General features: G+C 43.7%; 15 protein-coding genes. 7 read left to right on the plus strand and 8 right to left on the minus strand.

What is annotated here, in order from left to right:
- Positions 1–159: 159 nt before the first annotated feature.
- From ACKGJO_RS13205 to dnaX, 6 genes are all read right to left on the minus strand, one after another.
- A complete protein-coding gene (locus ACKGJO_RS13205; RefSeq protein WP_411323912.1) occupies positions 160–2,382 on the minus strand; it encodes a carbohydrate binding family 9 domain-containing protein in 2,223 nt (740 codons plus the stop codon).
- A gap of 309 nt (positions 2,383–2,691) precedes the next feature.
- Positions 2,692–3,846 (minus strand): NAD(P)-dependent malic enzyme, encoded by a 1,155-nt coding sequence (locus ACKGJO_RS13210; protein ID WP_411323913.1) that lies wholly within the window; start codon positions 3,844–3,846, stop codon positions 2,692–2,694.
- A gap of 106 nt (positions 3,847–3,952) precedes the next feature.
- Positions 3,953–5,833, minus strand: coding sequence for a M1 family metallopeptidase (locus tag ACKGJO_RS13215; RefSeq protein WP_411323914.1), 1,881 nt, complete (start codon positions 5,831–5,833; stop codon positions 3,953–3,955).
- Between the two features lie 92 nt (positions 5,834–5,925).
- A complete protein-coding gene (recR, locus tag ACKGJO_RS13220) occupies positions 5,926–6,528 on the minus strand; it encodes a recombination mediator RecR (RefSeq protein ID WP_411323915.1) in 603 nt (200 codons plus the stop codon).
- A 74-nt stretch (positions 6,529–6,602) separates the two neighbouring features.
- Complete coding sequence (locus ACKGJO_RS13225) at positions 6,603–6,950, minus strand: YbaB/EbfC family nucleoid-associated protein (protein ID WP_411323916.1); 348 nt, start codon at positions 6,948–6,950, stop codon at positions 6,603–6,605.
- Between the two features lie 86 nt (positions 6,951–7,036).
- Positions 7,037–8,902 carry a DNA polymerase III subunit gamma/tau gene (gene dnaX / locus ACKGJO_RS13230; protein ID WP_411323917.1) on the minus strand — a complete coding sequence of 622 codons (1,866 nt, stop codon included), beginning with the start codon at positions 8,900–8,902 and terminating at the stop codon, positions 7,037–7,039.
- A 303-nt stretch (positions 8,903–9,205) separates the two neighbouring features.
- Here dnaX and ACKGJO_RS13235 point away from each other — a divergent pair, with 303 nt between their 5' ends.
- From ACKGJO_RS13235 to ACKGJO_RS13255, 5 genes are all read left to right on the plus strand, one after another.
- Positions 9,206–9,793: an outer membrane beta-barrel protein gene (locus tag ACKGJO_RS13235; RefSeq protein WP_411323918.1), complete on the plus strand. Its 588-nt coding sequence runs from the start codon at positions 9,206–9,208 to the stop codon at positions 9,791–9,793.
- A 112-nt stretch (positions 9,794–9,905) separates the two neighbouring features.
- The gene (locus tag ACKGJO_RS13240; protein ID WP_411323919.1) at positions 9,906–10,262 is read left to right on the plus strand and encodes a hypothetical protein; all 357 of its coding nucleotides are present in this window, start codon (positions 9,906–9,908) and stop codon (positions 10,260–10,262) included.
- A 21-nt stretch (positions 10,263–10,283) separates the two neighbouring features.
- Positions 10,284–10,973 carry a sensor histidine kinase gene (locus tag ACKGJO_RS13245; protein WP_411323920.1) on the plus strand — a complete coding sequence of 230 codons (690 nt, stop codon included), beginning with the start codon at positions 10,284–10,286 and terminating at the stop codon, positions 10,971–10,973.
- Positions 10,974–10,977: 4 nt separating this feature from the next.
- The gene (locus tag ACKGJO_RS13250) at positions 10,978–11,733 is read left to right on the plus strand and encodes a LytR/AlgR family response regulator transcription factor (protein WP_411323921.1); all 756 of its coding nucleotides are present in this window, start codon (positions 10,978–10,980) and stop codon (positions 11,731–11,733) included.
- A gap of 31 nt (positions 11,734–11,764) precedes the next feature.
- Entirely contained in the window at positions 11,765–12,028 is a 264-nt protein-coding gene (locus tag ACKGJO_RS13255; RefSeq protein ID WP_411323922.1) for a hypothetical protein, read from the plus strand.
- 73 nt (positions 12,029–12,101) lie between these two features.
- Here ACKGJO_RS13255 and ACKGJO_RS13260 read toward each other — a convergent pair whose 3' ends face one another.
- Both ACKGJO_RS13260 and ACKGJO_RS13265 read right to left on the minus strand, forming a co-directional pair.
- The gene (locus ACKGJO_RS13260; protein WP_411323923.1) at positions 12,102–13,163 is read right to left on the minus strand and encodes an MBL fold metallo-hydrolase; all 1,062 of its coding nucleotides are present in this window, start codon (positions 13,161–13,163) and stop codon (positions 12,102–12,104) included.
- A 131-nt stretch (positions 13,164–13,294) separates the two neighbouring features.
- The gene (locus ACKGJO_RS13265; RefSeq protein ID WP_411323924.1) at positions 13,295–15,385 is read right to left on the minus strand and encodes a S9 family peptidase; all 2,091 of its coding nucleotides are present in this window, start codon (positions 15,383–15,385) and stop codon (positions 13,295–13,297) included.
- Positions 15,386–15,572: 187 nt separating this feature from the next.
- Between ACKGJO_RS13265 and ACKGJO_RS13270 the strand changes: the two genes are divergently transcribed.
- Positions 15,573–15,791: a heavy-metal-associated domain-containing protein gene (locus ACKGJO_RS13270; protein ID WP_411323925.1), complete on the plus strand. Its 219-nt coding sequence runs from the start codon at positions 15,573–15,575 to the stop codon at positions 15,789–15,791.
- Between the two features lie 310 nt (positions 15,792–16,101).
- Positions 16,102–18,369 carry a heavy metal translocating P-type ATPase gene (locus ACKGJO_RS13275; RefSeq protein ID WP_411323926.1) on the plus strand — a complete coding sequence of 756 codons (2,268 nt, stop codon included), beginning with the start codon at positions 16,102–16,104 and terminating at the stop codon, positions 18,367–18,369.
- Positions 18,370–18,584: the final 215 nt, after the last annotated feature.

The raw sequence follows: 18,584 nt of genomic DNA on the forward strand, positions 1-18,584 counted from the left end.
GTATAATTTGGCATATTAAATTTGATTCAAGCCATGGACGGGGTGATGGATGAGGTTGACAAGGCTGTCAAACCTATGACTCACTCCATCACCCGGTTCCAAATAGGTTTAGACTGTAGGTGATGAGTATATGCGGAACCGAATGATGGAGTTGCCTGTTTAAAACATGATCAAATAAGTAACTTTTGCAACGGCAGCCTGACTGTTCATGATCATATCCCGGTGCGGATCGAACAGGGTTTCATTATCTCCTGTGAGATGATAGGAAGTATTAAATACAAAGAACAGGTCGCTGCCCGGTGTATGGATCCAGTTGATGCGGATATTAGCCTGCAGGTCTCTTGAAAAGTTATCGTATTGTATCAGAGCTTTTGCAAACAATTTACGGCTTAGCGCTCCCAGAATAGAAGTCGATACCGTTGTGGCTTCAAACTCCCCGTTAGTAATAGGAAGGTCAATAATACTATGATCGAAATTCGCTTCAAGGTGCAAGTGCTTTGACTGACGATATCCAATACTTCCATTGAAGCCTTTTCGGTTTCCACTGAAAAATTCACCAATACCAATAGAGGCGGATCCGAATATACGTCGACTCTCATCAGTAGTTACACTCAGGCCAACTCTGTCAAATGTGTAATCGCCTGCTGGAATAATAGCATCAGGCCGAATGTTGAAGGGAGCAATTAATCGTTCAAACTCACGGTTGGCAGAAAGTGTCACATTTTGCCGTCTGCTGAACTCTGCCCTTATCCTGCCTGACCAGTATGCAGATTGTTTTACACCATCTTGTCCTTCTATATAATCATAGTCTGTTCCAATATTAAAGCGGCGAATACCTGGAATTGCTGCTATATCAACAGTGGGATTATAGCCCATATTACCTGAGTACTCTCTCATATCTAATCTTCTCACAAATCCAAGAGCCGGAGCATAATTAGTTCCAACACTGGTGTAAGAACCGCCGACTTCATATGTGTCGTTCTGAAGCTGAAGACTGGTATGTCCGGCTTGATCGTTCAACAGATCGGTGTCGTCCCATACCTTGGTATACCAGGCATTGAATTCACTGGAAGTCCAGAACCGGTATTTAGTATCAAACCCGAGTGCCCGGTTATAACCATCTATTTGTTCTACATTAGTAACGATACTACCAACTGTGGCACGAGGAAAGATATCTGTTCGGATTCTGGCTACAGAATTATTGACGGATTGACTGCCAAAAGCTTGTTTGAATTTATCTCCGGTCTCAATATTCATGGCTCCGATCGAAAATCGTCCCACCTGTCCGGTCATGCGTGCTCCCGTAAGGATCTGATCGGTCAATCCGATTCGCCTTGAGAAAAAGGTCTGGGTTGAGCGACTGTTACCGTGCAGAAAAAGGCCTGATCGCTCCAAGAAGAATTCCCTTTTTTCCGGAAAAAAGAGGCTGAAGCGCGAAAGATTCAATTGTACGTTATCAGACTCCACCTGGGCAAAATCCGTATTTAAGGTCATATCCAATGTTATATTAGAGGTAATACCCCACTTCAGGTCACCGCCAATGTCGTAGGTATAATCGGTATTTGTAGCTTCATTTTGAAGGTCGGGGCGAACTTCCTGAACGCCTGAGATCACGTAAGGTTTAAGCTCAATATTGTTCCCGCGGCGGATATTTTTGATTCCTTTCAAGGTGCCATATTGTGAAGCAGCAGCCAATACACCAAAACTGCCTCCATATTCCATTCCGATAGCCGGCCAGAGCACGCGTTCATTCTTGCGGTTGATCATGCGGGATACCATCAGCCCGAACTCAAGCTCTTCACCCTCAGGAAAACGTAACTGACGAAAAGGAATGGAAACCTCAAGAGTCCAGCCCTCATCGTCGATCTTAGTTTCGCTGATGAAGACCGCATCCCACGAAAAACTTTCATAACTGATCTTCTCGTCGGTTATCAGGGCATCATCCTGTGTACCCAGTGCATTTATTTCGAACAGATAAGCATTACGACCATCGCGATAGGTGTCTATACCAATGTAGGCATGATCATCCCGGTTATTGCGGCCGCCGCGTTCCAGGTTCTTAGCACGGATAAGCTCAGGATTCTTATCATAAAAACGGAATGCGAAGTAAAGGTGGTCGCGATCGTAGGCTATGCGCACCTCAGTATCTTCAGTGGCTTCGGCTCCGTCGTCAGGCCATACCTGTGTAAGGTTTGTGATGGGTGGAATGTCCTGCCACACTTCGTCACTCAGGTTGCCATCAACATAGGGTGGGTTTTCGGTAAAAACAGCGGTAACTTCGAAATCGGTCGGTGCTGGAACCGGTGGCTGTATCTGTCCAAAAGCACTAGTGGAGTATGCTGTGAACAGGATCATAAAAGCTGATAAATGTATGAACCTCATTACGTTCCTGATATTTGATCATTAATAGAAGTCAGAAAAAGTAAAGATTTTGAGCATCAGTCGGTGGCTTGAAATGTTAAAATAATGAAATGCTTTATTTTTTTGCCTCACTCAAAGATCCCTTGAGTGTTGAGCGAGGATGATTATATAAATTGAGAAATAATGTTAGTCAAGCGGAGGCTTAAGGCTTCTTTGATCTTAGCCAAAACAAATTCTTTTGTTAATAAGTATAACGGAGGCTTCAATTCAGTCTCCGCAATTACTGTAGAGACTGAATAGGGCCCTGGATGCTTTGCTTAAATTTAAATATTACTCTGCATTTTCTATGATGGCATCTGCCACACGCTGTGGTACACGTTCATCAAAGGGACTTGGAATGATCTTTTCAGGAGAGACGTCTTCCACACAATCGGCTATAGCTTTAGCCGCCGTGATAAACATTTTTGTAGTCAGTCGTGTAATCCGTGCATCAAGAGCACCACGAAACAGCCCCGGAAAGGCAAGCACATTATTGATCTGATTAGGATAATCAGATCGGCCGGTCGCAACAATTGCTGCTCCGGCTTCCCAGGCATCTTCAGGAAGGATCTCAGGGTCAGGGTTGGACATGGCAAAGATCATTGGATTCTTGTTCATGCTTTTTACCATATCTTTAGAAAGCACATTTGGTACTGAAACACCAATAAAAACATCCATATCCTTAACAGCATCGGCAAGTGATCCTTTTCGTCCCTGTTTGTTGGTGATATCAGCCATCTCTTTTTTAGTGTCATTAAGACTACTTCGGCCCTTGTATATGATGCCACGACTGTCGCACATAATGACATCCTTAACACCTGCTGCAAACAGCAGCTTAACGATAGCTACTCCGGCAGCACCCGCTCCATTAACTACAACCTGAAGTTCTTTCATTTCCTTGTTGGTCAGCTCGAGGGCGTTATACATACCGGCCAGCGTTACTATAGCGGTTCCGTGCTGATCGTCATGGAATACAGGGATGTCGAGTTCCTGCTTTAATCGCTTTTCAATTTCAAAACAACGAGGAGCAGAGATATCTTCCAGGTTTATTCCACCAAAGCCCGGTGCAATATTCTTCACGGTTTGTATGATCTCATCGGTATCTTGTGTATCGAGGATGATAGGAAAGGCGTCTACATCGGCAAACTTCTTGAACAGAACAGATTTCCCTTCCATAACAGGGAGAGAGGCTTCAGGGCCAATATTTCCAAGACCTAAAACAGCGGAGCCGTCACTGACCACGGCAACCATGTTTCCTTTTGCGGTGTATTTATATGCGTTTTCTTTATCTTCTGCGATCTCCAGACATGGTTTTGCAACGCCTGGTGTATAGGCTATACTTAGATCATCTTTAGTTTCGAGAGGCATTTTAGGCTCAACTGAGATCTTGCCTTTGTATTTATTGTGGGCTTCAAGCGCCAGTTTGCCGTAATCTTTGTGTGACATATAAAGTAATGAGTTTTAGCTAAGCTAAAGTGAGTTTTAAAAATCCAGTAAATAAAAAAGGCGTTGCAATGTGCAACGCCTTTTCAATGATCCTAAAAATAAGCAATTATTCACTCAACATTGAAGCAACATCAAAAGAATTATTTTCTGTATTGATATCGGCCAAACGCTGACTAGGATCGATCGTGATACTTTTAACCTGAGATGCGGGTTTGTTGATCACCAGGTTATAGGTTGGTTCAACCCAGGTCCAGTCTTTCAGTACCGTTCTGTTCATATCAGTTTCGTTGGGCTTTTCACCGCGCATCATGCGTAATGGCAGATAGAACAGTTCCTTCTCACCGTTGGTATATTCCACGACGATGTCAAGTGGCATAGGCATCAGTTCGTTTCGCTCAAGCTTGGCTACGGTCTTGTTCTCATCGCCAACCACAGATTCGATTCCATAATCAATGGTCTTTGTGGTCTGTACGAAATACTCATAGTACCAATCCAGTATCAATCCGGACTCCTGTTCCATAATATTGATGAAATCAAGTGCGGTTGGATGTTTAAGTTTCCAGGTCTGATGGTACCTAAGCATGCCATTACGGAAATCTTCTTTACCAATGATGTATTCCAGCTGATTCAGAAACACAGCGCCTTTTGAATAAGCTGCTACGCCGTATGCTGAGTTGGTGTTGTAATGATCAGCATGGGTGATCAATGGTTCTTCATCTCCACTTTGTACAATGTAGTTGTAGCTTCGGTATGAACCGGCGTGCACGTTGCCATCACGGTCGAAGAGGTGTGCCATGGTTTCGGAGGAGGCAAAACTTGTGAATCCTTCATCCATCCATTCAAGCAGGCTTTCATTGGTAGCCAGTACATTTTGATACCAGCTGTGGTACATCTCATGAACCATCACACCTACAAGACTTACAAGGCTTCGACCGCCGGTGATAAGAGTTCCCATCGGATATTCCATTCCACCGTCACCACCCTGAAGGTTTGTGTACTGTGGATATGGATATTCTCCAAAATTCTCGTTTGCGTATTCAAATGCACCAATTGTGTAGTCAACCAGTTGCTCCCAGTTTTCAGTATACTGAGCATTGGCTTCGTCGGAGGCTCCTTCAACTACAGCAGGCTGTTGGTAAAGGAAGTGCAGTTTTGGCCCATTGGGCACCTGAGCCGTTACATGTTTGAAATCAGGATCAGCTCCCCAGAAGAAGTCGATCACGTTCTCAGCTTTAAAGTGCCAGGTCATTTTATCGCCATTTGGTCGATCTACACGGGCACCTTCTTCTTCATATCCATAACCGATCTGATTTGGATTTTGAAGGATACCGGTTCCACCTAATACATAATCTTGGTCGATGGTGATTTTCACGTCAAAGTTACCGAAAGGGGCGTGGAATTCACGACCTACATATTCGTTCGGATGCCAGCCCTGAAAATCGTATTCAGCCATTTTTGGATACCACTGACTCATGGAGAACTCAACACCCTCAGCATTATTCCATCCTGAACGGCGGATCTGCAGAGGAACCTGAGCGTCCCATTCCATTTCAAAAGTGGCTTTTTCACCAGGACCGATCGGTTCATTCAGGTCAACGACCAATACGGTGCCGTCTGTTTCATAATTAACAGCACGACCGTTTTGAGTAAGTGAACGTACCTTCTGATATCCGATCTCATCCTCAGACAGATTGTAGATACGGTCGCCAACACGACGATCAGGGTCTACAATGGTTCTGGATCGGATGTCCATCATGCTTTCCGGTTGGAATGCATTAAAATAAAGATGGTAATACACGCGATCCAATGTGTGGGGCGAGTTATTGGTGTAAACCAATGTTTGCTCACCGGAGTACTGATGGTTTTCAGCGTCTACGTCGATCTGCATAGTATAGTCAACATGCTGTTGCCAGTAATCTCGGTTCTGAGCCTGAATAACAGGCAGCGTTAATATGGTAATCAGTAGTAGCGATAGTAGTTTTTTCATACCGTTTTATTAGGGTTAGTTCAAAATTTAAAATTCAAAATGAAAAATTGAAGACCATACAGGTTAATTTTGAATTTTTCATTCTTAACATGTTAAAAACTGTTTCTGCTGGCGAAGGCTCGGCTAAGGGTTGCTTCATCAATAAACTCGAGTTCAGTTCCCATAGGGATTCCATAGGCAATACGCGTTACCTCCACATCATATTGTTTAAGCAATTTATTGATGTAATAGGATGTGGCTTCGCCTTCGGCATCGGGATTCAGGGCCAGTATGATCTCATTGACCTGATCATCCTCCCCAACGCGCTTCAGTAATTCCTGTATTCGCAGTTTATCGGGACCAATGTTATCCATGGGAGAGATCACACCGCCCAATACATGATAGCGGCCCCGAAATTCATTCGATTTTTCAATGATATAGACATCATTGAACTCCTCCACCACACAAATGGCAGAAGGATCTCTTTTTGGGTTGTCGCAGATCTTACAGGGATCCGAGTCACTTACGTTTCCGCAGACAGAACACCGGGTTACTTTTTCCTTAAGGTCCACGATTGCCTGAGCAAGGCTCATGGCATAATCACTGTTCTGTTTTAAAAGGTGAATGGCAATACGCTGGGCTGATTTCCTGCCGGTACCGGGTAATTTGGCAAGCTGTTCAATGGCCCGCTCTAAATATTCTGAGGTTATCTGCATGTTTTGAGAGGCAAGGTGCAAGGCGTTAGGTGTTAGTGTTTCTAAAACCTAACACCTTGCAACTAAAACCTAAATTATAGTCCAAATTTAGACATATCCATTCCGGGGATGCCGCCACCGGGCATCATGTTCTTGTACATTTCCTGCATTTTCTCTTTGGATGCCTCCTCAGCTTTTTCAAGGGCCTTATTGACGCCAGCCACGATCAGATCTTCCAGCATTTCTTTGTCGGCAGGGTCAACCACATCATCATCCATCTCAATGGAAACGATCTGTTTGTTACCATTAGCTTTTACCTTTACCATTCCACCACCGGCTTCCGCTTCAACAATGACTTCTTTCAGTCCTTCCTGAGCTTCCTGCATTTTAGATTGCATTTCCTGGATCTTGCCAAACATATCGGCCATATTAAAATCGTTCATAGTTCTAAGTTTTAATTAAAATAATAATCTTTCTTGCCACTATAACGTCTTATATACTTATTAGTTACTCAAATTAGTGGCGACTCTTAATATTCAAGTTCTGCCCCAAATATCTCAACGATATCACGAATGATAGGGTCTTTTTGTTGAATTTGCTTAAAGCGTTCGTACACGCTCATGGGTTTATCCTTTTCGTCTTTTTCTCCTACTGAAATATTAAAACGAAGTACGCTTCCCGTAAATTCCTTTAGTTTGAACTGCAGATCAGTACTTTGCTCGTCCAGCATTTTCTGTGCAAAATCATTATCACATTCAAGATGAATTTCGCCACCCTTGACCTTTTTTACTTTGGCCCGTTCCATTTGCAGGTGCAATAGCATGGGAAAATCCCCTTTCAATGACTCCAGATATTCTAACCAGATCTCTTGAACATATTCTGTGGTGATTTTCTCAGGAACTTCTTTTTCAGCAGGGTTTTTAGTATTAGGCTTTTCAGAATTCCCATTTTGATTCTGTTTTTCGGCTTGAACCGATGCTCTGGCTTTGCGGGTTAGGGTTGTTATCAAAGCCGGGGCTCCGATATCAAAATCATCGTCTTCCTCTAACTGCTCTTCTTTTGCCTCTGATCTCTTTTTAGATTCAGCAGCTTCGGGGTCCGCTTCTTCTGCTTCAATTTCAATTTCTTCTTCTGAATCTATTCTCTTTTGTCCTTTCGGTACTGAATCAGTTGTGGTGTCAGGAGTTTCTTCTTCAGGTTCAGAGACCTTATTCGACAGATCTTCAGATTTCGGTTCTTTTTGGGTTGAGCCCTTATGGGAAGGAGCTACGAAGTTACCGGAGTTTTTTTTTAACTCCTGAAGTCCTGCCAACAGGTCGGATAGCTGTTCACTTCTCTCCATGTGAATGAGTTTCAGCAGGGTGATCTCAAATTGTATTCTGGGCTGACTCGCATCCTTCAGTTTTATCTGAGCCTCACTGATGATATGCAACATGCGCATCAGGTCATCCCGCGAAAAATCAGAAGCAGTTTTCTGATAGCGTTTTTTGGTTTCTTCGGAAGCCTCAACCAGGTAGAGCTTTGAGGTTTCATGAGCAATGTAAAGATTTCGAAGGTGCTCGGTCAGTCCTATTAAATATTCTTGAATGTCATAGCCTTCCTGCAGGAGGGTGTTGATCAGTTCCAGCCCTTGGTCGGCATCGTTGTCTTTAACGCATTCCATGAACTCGAACAGACGGTCGGTTCCAACTACGTTCAGCGCCTGCAGCAGTTCATTATGGGTGATCGTATCACCGCAAAAGGCAATAGCCTGATCCATGAGCCCAAGGGCATCGCGCAAGGCCCCGTCGGCTTTTTTAGCGATCACATGAAGAGATTCTTCATCAATGGAAATATTCTCATCGATGGCAATTTTGCGCAGCCGCTGCACGATCTCTTCAACGGAGATACGCTTGAAATCAAATCGCTGAACGCGGGATAGAATGGTAGGGAGAACCTTATGGGGTTCGGTAGTCGCAAAAATAAAGATGGCATGCTCAGGCGGTTCCTCAAGAGTTTTTAGCAGAGCATTGAAAGCTGCTTTACTGAGCATGTGGACCTCATCTACGATGAAGACCTTGTATTTGCCATTTTGTGGCGGAATGCGAACGCTTTCCCGAAGGTGATGGACATCATCCACCTTATTGTTGGAAGCGGCATCCATTTCCACAATATTCAATGTTTGATTCAGCGATTCCCCGTCAATACTGATATCGATCTCGTTGATGGTTCGGGCAAGCACCCTGGCCATTGTGGTTTTACCAACCCCGCGCGGACCGCAAAACATATACGCATGTGAAAGGCGATTTTGTTTGATCGCATTCTTAATGGTGTCACTCACATGTTCCTGTGAGACAATATCCTCAAAAGAGGTCGGTCTGTATTTTCTGGTAAGTGCGCGGTAGGTATCTGACATTGATAAATCTGTTTTTCAATCATAACAATGTACAAAAAGGAAGAGAAAAAATTGGGGTGAATTGGGTAATAAATGATGTGATTTTAGTGGTCATTTCTATTTTTAGTCAGGTTAGATCATATTGTTTCATTGGTTGAGAAGAAAGTATCAGAGTGTTTATGATAATGGGCTGTTTCATTCATCGGACAGAAGCCACGTTTGTCCTGATCTACAACACAATCGTCGGGTTTTAATTCAATGGATCCCTTATTGAACTTACCTTAAAGTGAGTTAAGGAAAACCGAACACTTAAAACACAAAACAATGAGATCACTAAAAATATCAGCGCTGTTAATCTTAACATTCACAGCCACAAGTCTTTTTGCACAAACACAAAATTCTAAGTTCAGTTTTGAATTTAATGTCGGCCCTTCTTTGGCAACTCAAAGTTTGGGTGATACTGACCTGAATATGGGTTTTGGGTTCGAAGGAACATTCACGTACAGGTTTATGCCGCACCTAGGCGTTTATGCCGGATGGGGATGGAATAAATTTGCTTCAGATGACCCATTTGAAGGAGTTGATGCTGACTTTGAAGAAACAGGTTATGTATTTGGCCTGCAGTTCAAACACCCATTTCAAACGTCAGACATCAACTGGCTGTTAAGAGCTGGCGGACTTTATAATCATCTTGAGATTGAAAACCCGGATGGTGATATCGTTTGGGATACAGGTCATGGCTTGGGATATCAGGTCGTGGCAGGTATCGAAGTTCCTGTGGGTAAAAAATGGAACCTGGTTCCGACCGTAAAATTTCACTCCCTCTCCAGAGAGATCGATGCAAACGGTAATACCAGAGACCTTGATCTGAGATACCTGGGTGTTCGAGTTGGACTGGCACGAAATTTCTGAACGTAGAAGTAAAAGAGCCTGGATTTAATCCGGCTCTTTTTAAAATGAATATTCTGTTCATAATTGTGTGTTACATTAATTTCATTACAATTGCCTGATGAAACTTTTAGATATGAAATTACGGGATTTACATGATTTGATACCTTTCCGAAACCTGTTCAAACTGGTTTTTGGTTTTGCCATATCATTACAGGTCATCATAATCCTGGTTAACCATTTAACAGGGTTTTATGAACTGAATGGAATATATCAGTTTATTTCACGGGTCATATTTGGTTCAACATTAGGTCTTTTAGCTACCTTTGCAGTGGTTTATCCTGATCTGATAGTCATCAAATTACTGAACGAAAAAATAGGGTGGAATGAGAAGGTGTTTGTCCGTGTGATAATTCAATTTTTTCTTACGGTTTTGATTGGTGGGATCATTGCCGCCTGTGTGACCTACTTTTCTCATGTATTGAATCCATAAAGGGGTGGGTTGCTCATCAACATGAGTTACAACCTGATGATATTTGCGGTGTGTAATGTAATATTGGTAATAATTCTGGAAGGATGGATATTCTTTATTGAAGGGGCTGAATCAAGGAAAAGGTCTAACGAACTGGAAGGGCAGGTAACGGAATTGCGGTTTGAAATGCTGAAAAAACAAATAGATTCCCATTTCTTATTCAACAGTTTGAACGTTCTATCCGGTTTGATTGAGAAGGATCCTGAAATGGCTCAGGAATTCATTGACGAGTTCTCAAAACTTTACCGGTATGTTTTGGAGAGCATTGATAAAAGAGTGGTTAGTGTGCAGGATGAGATCAATTTTGCCCGCAATTATCTGTATTTGCAGCAAATGAGGTATGGAAAAGGGCTTGATTTCACAGTGGATCTGGCTTCAGAACTATTGAATGGCTACATGCCCCCCCTTTCACTTCAGGTTGTTTTGGAAAACGTATGCAAACACAATACGGTGAGTGAGGAGCAACCCTTGGTGATCGATATATCCGGAGATGAAGACCAATTGATTGTACGAAACAACTTACAGTCAAAGATTTCATATTCAAGTGGAACAAGAACCGGGCAGTCCAATTTACTAAAACGCTATCAACTGCTTGGTAATTTCGAGCCAACTTTTAAGGTTGGAACGACTCATTACACGGTTAAACTTCCAATAATATTTGAGGATAGATAAGATAATGAATGTTTTGATCATAGAAGATGAGGACCTGGCTGCAGAAAGACTGGAAAGGATGTTAGATGAAATTGATCCGTCTGTAGAAGTACGTGCTAAGATCAGATCTGTAAAAGAGGCAGTGAGTTGGTTGCGAGAACACACTGTAGATCTGATCTTTATTGACATTCAATTGTCAGACGGACTCAGCTTCAGTATCTTTGATGAGGTACACATTTCTACACCGTTGATCTTTACGACTGCCTATGATCAATATGCCATCCGCGCCTTTAAGCACAACAGCATTTCATACTTGCTGAAGCCTATCAGTAGAATAGAATTGAAGGAAAGTCTTGAGAAATTTGAACAATTCAGATCTGCATTCAGCATAGATTTTGAAACCCTGAGATCGATATATCAAGGGGAAAAACCTGATTATAAAAAACGATTTTTGATCAGTATTGGCGAGAAACTCAAAAAGGTGGAAGTTACTGATATAGCCTATTTCTATGCCATGGATAAAAGTGTGTTTTGCCGAAGTTTTAATAATAAAGTTTTACCCATTGACCAATCTTTAGATGCACTCGAAGACCTTTTGAACCCTAAGGTATTTTTTCGGATTAACCGAAAATACATTGTAAATATGAATGCAATTGAGGAAATGATCGCCTGGTCAAGAAGCCGGATCAAACTGAAACTAAACCCACCTGTTCAGGATGAGGAAGGAGCCATTGTCAGTATCAGTCGTTCCTCAGATTTTAAAAAGTGGATGAATAGTTAATAATGGAATACAAGACTTGGGGCTATGACCTATGAAAGTATTTAGAGATCATAAAGGATGGTGGTTGATATTAGTGATATTGACGCTCATTGTATCATTGATCACTTCGAATAATGTAACGATACTGGGTTTGACGTTCAGCATGCTGGGGCATTTTTCTTTTGCCATGGTAGTGTCGATCTTTCCGCTGCTTTTTTACTGGATCATTAAAAAACCACTGTCTACTGAGGAATACATGTCAACGTTTACAGTGGCCTGGTTGATCCTGTCAGTTTCGAATCTTGCTGTAATGTGAATTTAGGTTTTAACACCAGCCACAATTTCACCACTAAGGAACAGTGATATTTGAAAAATATAGGCTGAGACAGTTACTTGATGCTGAACGAATCCCCTTCCGTGAGCAACTTGAAATTGACGCCTCGGTTTTCAGATTTTTGCATTGCTGAGGAAAAGTCATTTTCAGGATCTTTCATGCCATCATCGGCAAGAGGGAAAGTACCGAAGTGCATGCCAAAGCTTATTTCAGCACCCACATCTTTATGGACCTGAATGGCCTCTTCCGGGTTTACATGCATCGGCTTCATGAACCAGCGTGGTTTATAAGCTCCTATCGGAATAAGTCCTACCTTGATGTTAGGATAACGCTGACCGATATCTTTGAAAAACGATCCATAACCGGTATCACCGGCAAAGTAGACATTCCCGGCCGGGGTTTCTATAACATAGCCATTCCAGAAGGTCTTATCACGGTCAAATAATCCACGGGCTGAAAAGTGCTGTGCCTGAACGGAATGGATCGTAATGTCACTGTCGATAACTTTGTTGTCCCACCAGTTTAATTCAAAAACCTTGTTGATTCCGTTGCTATTCAGCATGCGTCCTACTCCAAGCGGGGCGATCACACGAGGCTCATAGATTTCATTGATCTTTTTAAGTGTTTCAAGATTCAGATGGTCATAGTGGTTATGGCTGATCACAATAAGATCGATGCGGGGAAGGTCTTCAAATCGGACTCCGGCAGGGCGATATCGTTTGGGGCCCGCAAAACTAACCGGGCTCACCCTGTCACTCCAAACCGGATCGGTCAGGATATTGACTCCGGCTACCTGTATCAAAAAAGTAGAGTGGTTTACATAGGTAATGACCATACCATCGATTACGTTGGAAACCGGTTTTGCAGCAAAGGTAATCTCACTTTCAGGAACCGGGGTCCACTCGCCTTGATCTCTCTGAAAGTACCACTTCATAACATCAAAGAAGGTTTTTTCAGGAACTTCATCCGGATTTTCAAAGGTCTCACCGTTAAAGTGCTCAGTAACAGGACCTTTATATCCCGGTTCAGAAACATACCAACCCAGAGATGCTATAAAAATAGCACCGGTAACAATAAGGATCAGTAGAATGGTCACAATTTTACCAATGAGTTTCATGCTTGGTTTGTTATTCAGTTTATGGAAAGTTTTAGGGAATAATGAAATATAGAAACACAGGCCTGTTTAAGTTACAGGTTGTAAGGTTCGTATCCATGGATCGAAATTCTTTTATTCCTGCATTTCCTGAATTACTTTTTTCCTTCCTTCAGATGTTTTTCAAAGAAATGATAGATTCGGCGGTATTCATCATACCATGCATCTTCATCCTGAAAGCTATGCCGTTCGGTTGGATACATCATCATCTCGAAGTTCTCATTTCCACTTTGCACGAGTTTTTCGATATACTGAACCGCATCCTGAAACCCTACATTATTATCAATAAGTCCATGCAGGAGGAGAACAGGACGCTCAAGTGAATCGGCGTATGTTAGTGGGTTGCTGCGCTCGTAGTGCTCAGGGAATTCTTCGGGATCACCGAGTCGGGGCAGAGTATACCATGGGTTGGTGTAGTAATAATTTTCCCACTTGGTGACCGATCGTAAGGCGGCTGCAGCATCAAATCGTTCGGGAGAAACACCTACGGCATACAAGGCCATGAATCCGCCATAACTGCCACCGTAAATTCCCACACGAGAGGTATCGGCTTTATCATAATTATCAGCAAGAAAAGCGAGACCGTCCTCTATGTCTTCGGTTTCGTATTTACCCATCCAGTTGGTTACGTCTTCACGGAATTTACGTCCGTATCCGGTACTGTGGCGGTAATCCACCTCTATCACATAATAACCCTGATGGGTCAAAAACTGATGGAACATATATTCGCGCCAATAGCTGTTTGACCAGCCTTTGTACACATTTTGCAGAGAGCCTGCTCCGTGAACAAACACAACTACCGGATTGCCATCAGGATTTCTGCGTTCAGGTTTCAAAACAGACATGGACAGTTTAGTGTTTCCGTCTCTACCCGTGAAGCGGACATAATCTTCCTTCTGCCAGTCATACGCATAAAAGGCTTCGGGAACGGAATTTGTGAGCTGAACTTCTCTTTGCGGGATCTTTGTATCAATCAGGAATAAGTCAAATGGCTCATTGAAGAAGGTTTTACTGTACACGATGTATCGCCGATCGTGGCTGAGGTCGAAATCCTGTCGATAGCCTTCCGCTGAAGTCAGTTTGGTGGGAAGATTGTTGATGATATCAAGTTTGTAAAGCTGCACTTCACCGGGATCCATTTCATTGCTTGCCATCGCAATGGTTCGTTCATCAAGCCATCTAGCCCAGCGAATGTCGTATTCCCCAAAGGTGTGCTGTTCGAAACCGGTTCCGTCAGGATTGATCGTGTAAATATGATTCCATCCGTCTTTTTCGCTTTGGAACATCAGACGTTCGGTAGCCGGCGCAAATTCCATGTTAGTATTATAAAGCCACCCTTTTGTGGAGTCCTCGAATAAGGTAAATGAAGATAAACCTTCAGTATCAAATACCTCGATGCGACGATGCTTCATAGGTGCATCGATGATATCCAAAGCTATATGCTTGCCGGTTGCGCTGATGTCCGTACTGACATATCCGCGATGCTCCAGGATCACTTGGACCTCACCGCTGTCCACCGGGGCAACGGAAATAATCCGGTTTGGGATCCCCCTTCGGGTAGCACCCGTTTGCACATATTGGCCGGCATATTCCGGAAAGTAATATTCCGTGTAATCGGAGTTATCAAATTGATTGAGTAATAATTTATTACCGGCCCAACCTGAGACACTGTAATTCGGTTCATCTTCATCTTTTGCGGTGATCTGCTTGATGAAGGCATCCTCTACACCGGATATCCAAACGTCTCCATTTTGCACAAAGGCAAACTGAGTGCCATCCTGCTTCCAAACCGGATTGTAGTCAAATCCCTTGGAAGCCACGATCACTCTTTGGTTCTCAAACCTTGAATTGGCCAGGATCAGATCCCCATCCTTCGTGAACAGAACGTGTTTGCCATCCGGAGATAATTCATAATTACGAACAACATCCTCAGGTGCTTCCTTTTGATTTTTGCCGCTTAATCCAACCTGGAACAGGTCACGGTCTGAGGTGGCTGAATCACTCCAGCTGAAATAAATGGTTTTGCCATCGGGAGAAAAATGCGAAAAAGAAGGCCGGGTACCCGGAATAAAGGGTTCATGGAAAATATCTTTAAGGGTTAATTCATCGGGAAATTGTTGAGCCTGAGCACTGAGGTCGGCTCCAATGAACAATAGCAGTAAAACGGCACTAAATAAACGCTTCATAGGATCTTGATGATTCTGAATTGACAAATGGAGGATGAGAGAATAAAAACTTTGGGGGAGAAATATTGAAAAAGTTGGTTTAATTGGTAGGACAAAATTTGATAAACCTCAGTACGGATTCAGCATTTATGAGTACTTCAGCATCAGTATCTTTGATTTGAAAAATTAACCCTAAAAGAAAAACACTATGAGATCCATAACCTTAAATATTGACGGAATGGGTTGTTCCGGATGCGTTAATACCATCGAAAATACACTTTCGGCTTTGCCCGGCGTTAAAACAGCGATCGCAAATTTAGAAAAGGGCATTGCTGAAGTTGACTACGATGAGAATGAAGTAAAAGAGGATGACTTCAGGAAAGCCGTGGAAGAAGCCGGATACCAAATGACTGGTATTTCAAACTAAATTAAGAGCTATATCATGCCTTGAGATCCCTCGTGTTAGACATTATCACTATTAGGAACTTGGTACACACTCGGGATGACAACTTCTTTTAAGAACCATTCCCGATGGTTGTCATCCTGAGCGCTGTTATAGTAACAAAGGATTTAATGATGATCGCGAAGGATCTCAACTTATTTTTGGACTTAGATGTATGATCTTGTTTGAGACTCTTGATGTTCAATAAGTTTCTTCAAAAATATAATAATAGGTCCAGTGTGACAACGTCGTAGTTTTTAACCAATAGGCAGTAAAAAATGAAAGAATGAAACCCATGAAAAAAACCACGTTTCAAATTGATGGCATGCATTGTGCCGGTTGTGTGAATGCCGTAGATAAACAACTGGAAGCCCTGGAGGGAGTGGAGTCTGCACAGGTGAATCTCGCTACGGAATCTGCTACGGTTGAATATGAGGGAGATATCTCTATAGAGACTTTTGATGAGGCCGTCACCAAAGCCGGATTCACACTGGTTCGTCAGCAATCAGAAGAAACCGAAGATAAAGCCCAACAGGCTGAGCAACGGGAGCAAAAGAAACTGGATACAGCACGCAGAAACATGGTGTGGTCCTGGATCCCGACTATCATCATGTTGGCATGGATGCTACCGATGTGGATCGCCGATTATATGTTATTTGGTATGATCGGTATGGAAGCCGGAATGATCCTGTTGTCAGGTTATGCCATTTTTGTACCGGGATGGGAAACTCTGAAGAGTGCCTGGCGGTCAACCAAGAACCTAAGCCCGAATATGGATGTTCTTATCGCAATGGGTTCTCTTGCAGCTTTGTCTACAGGGTTTGTGAAGCTGTTACATGCATTCGGGATCGGGCCTGATTTCCACAGCTTTGCCATGATAGGCGGTATGATCATGGCCTTCCACCTCACCGGCCGATACATTGAGACGAAAGCCAAGGGGAGTGCCTCGCAGGCCATCAGAAAATTACTGACCCTGGGTGCCAAGGAAGCCTCCGTTATAAGAGATGGGGAAGAGGTGAAGATCCCTGTGAACCAATTGAATATCGGGGATGTGATGCTTGTTCGCCCCGGAGAAAAGATCCCTACGGATGGTGAGGTTTTAGAGGGAGAGAGCAGCGTGGATGAATCCATAGCGACAGGCGAATCCATGCCGGTGGAGAAAACCGAAGGTGATGAGGTGATCGGGGCGACCCTGAATACCAATGGTGTGCTTAAAGTTAAAGCGACCAAGATCGGTAAGGATACCTTTCTGAATCAGGTGATCAAAATGGTGGAAGAAGCTCAGGGCTCCAGGATCCCGATACAGGATTTTGCCGACCGGGTGACCAACGTCTTTGTACCGGTGGTACTGTTGCTGGCCCTCTCAACTCTAACAGCCTGGCTGGTCTTTCCGGACTTTTTCGGTGGTTTGGTGATCTGGGCGTCTGATTTCATTCCGTGGGTAAATCCTGATCTTGGTTCCACAGCCCTGGCTTTTTATGCGATGATCGCGGTGCTGGTAATTGCCTGTCCGTGTGCGCTGGGACTGGCCACGCCGACAGCACTTATGGTCGGCTCAGGACTTGGAGCTGAAAATGGCATCTTGATTCGTAAGGGAGAAGCCATACAGCGAATGAAAGATGTAGATACCATTGTGTTGGATAAAACAGGAACTATCACCAAGGGGAAGCCCGAAGTGACCAATGTGATCACATTTGGGGATATGAGCGAGAACGAGCTGCTTAATCTGGCTGCCTCTGTTGAAAACAACTCAGAGCATCCGCTGGCCCGGGCTGTGGTGAATGCAGCTTCAGAAGGAAGTATGGAGCTAAAGAAATCGATCGGCTTTGAAAGTATTACCGGAAAAGGAGTGAAAGCCATAATTGGTGAGGGAGCCATTGGAGTGGGAACGGCATCACTGATGGAAGAACTGGGTGCAGAGATCACCGATGAGAGAGCCCGGCAAAAACAACAACTTGAAGAAGAGGCCAAAACAGCCGTTTATGTATGCCGATCCGGAGATCTGCTGGGCATTCTGGGTATCGCCGATGAAGTAAAGTCAGACAGCCTGGAGGCTATTAGCGAATTTCGAAAGCTGGGATTAAAAACGATCATGCTGACGGGTGATAATGCCAAAACCGGTCGAGCCATCGCCGAAAAGGTCGGTATTGATGAAGTGATCGCTGAGGTATTGCCGGATCAGAAATCAGATGAGATCCGGAAACTGCAGCAGTCAGGTAAAGTGGTAGCCATGGTTGGCGATGGCATCAACGATGCCCCGGCGCTGACCCTGGCAGATGTGGGCATTGCCATCGGAACGGGAACGGATGTGGCCATAGAATCAGGCGATATCGTACTCGTAAAAGGCGATCTACCAGGTGTATTGCGGGCGATCAATCTCAGCAAGGCTACCTTTACCAAGATCAAGCAAAACCTCTTCTGGGCCTTTTTCTACAATCTGATCATGATACCCCTGGCCGTGGTGGGTATGCTGCATCCCTTACTGGCTGAGGCAGCCATGGCCTTTAGTTCTATTAACGTGGTGCTCAACTCCAAGCGATTGGGGAAGGCGGAGCTGGATTGAACATAGAGAATGATTTTAATCAATCGTCAGATCACTTCGTAGCAAAAGAAAAAAGGCAGGCATTTTTCAGTGGTCGGACGATTTTCGGTCTTCATCTGACGACTTTAAGTTCGTCTGATGAATGAATAGGCTTGGTAATCATACCTATGAATGATCTGTAATCGTTGTACTCGTTCCGGTGCTCCGCTCCGGAATGAAAGATTGAGGCTCCGCCT

Source organism: Gracilimonas qinghaiensis (assembly GCF_046602855.1).
In the GTDB taxonomy this organism is placed as follows: Bacteria; Bacteroidota; Rhodothermia; order Balneolales; family Balneolaceae; genus Gracilimonas.

Coding starts and splice junctions, on each gene's coding strand:
- ACKGJO_RS13205 (WP_411323912.1), bottom strand. CDS start 2,382: ATGAGGTTCATACATTTATCAGCTTTTATGATCCTGTTCACAGCATAC.
- ACKGJO_RS13210 (WP_411323913.1), bottom strand. CDS start 3,846: ATGTCACACAAAGATTACGGCAAACTGGCGCTTGAAGCCCACAATAAA.
- ACKGJO_RS13215 (WP_411323914.1), bottom strand. CDS start 5,833: ATGAAAAAACTACTATCGCTACTACTGATTACCATATTAACGCTGCCT.
- recR (WP_411323915.1), bottom strand. CDS start 6,528: ATGCAGATAACCTCAGAATATTTAGAGCGGGCCATTGAACAGCTTGCC.
- ACKGJO_RS13225 (WP_411323916.1), bottom strand. CDS start 6,950: ATGAACGATTTTAATATGGCCGATATGTTTGGCAAGATCCAGGAAATG.
- dnaX (WP_411323917.1), bottom strand. CDS start 8,902: ATGTCAGATACCTACCGCGCACTTACCAGAAAATACAGACCGACCTCT.
- ACKGJO_RS13235 (WP_411323918.1), top strand. CDS start 9,206: ATGAGATCACTAAAAATATCAGCGCTGTTAATCTTAACATTCACAGCC.
- ACKGJO_RS13240 (WP_411323919.1), top strand. CDS start 9,906: ATGAAATTACGGGATTTACATGATTTGATACCTTTCCGAAACCTGTTC.
- ACKGJO_RS13245 (WP_411323920.1), top strand. CDS start 10,284: ATGAGTTACAACCTGATGATATTTGCGGTGTGTAATGTAATATTGGTA.
- ACKGJO_RS13250 (WP_411323921.1), top strand. CDS start 10,978: ATGAATGTTTTGATCATAGAAGATGAGGACCTGGCTGCAGAAAGACTG.
- ACKGJO_RS13255 (WP_411323922.1), top strand. CDS start 11,765: ATGAAAGTATTTAGAGATCATAAAGGATGGTGGTTGATATTAGTGATA.
- ACKGJO_RS13260 (WP_411323923.1), bottom strand. CDS start 13,163: ATGAAACTCATTGGTAAAATTGTGACCATTCTACTGATCCTTATTGTT.
- ACKGJO_RS13265 (WP_411323924.1), bottom strand. CDS start 15,385: ATGAAGCGTTTATTTAGTGCCGTTTTACTGCTATTGTTCATTGGAGCC.
- ACKGJO_RS13270 (WP_411323925.1), top strand. CDS start 15,573: ATGAGATCCATAACCTTAAATATTGACGGAATGGGTTGTTCCGGATGC.
- ACKGJO_RS13275 (WP_411323926.1), top strand. CDS start 16,102: ATGAAAAAAACCACGTTTCAAATTGATGGCATGCATTGTGCCGGTTGT.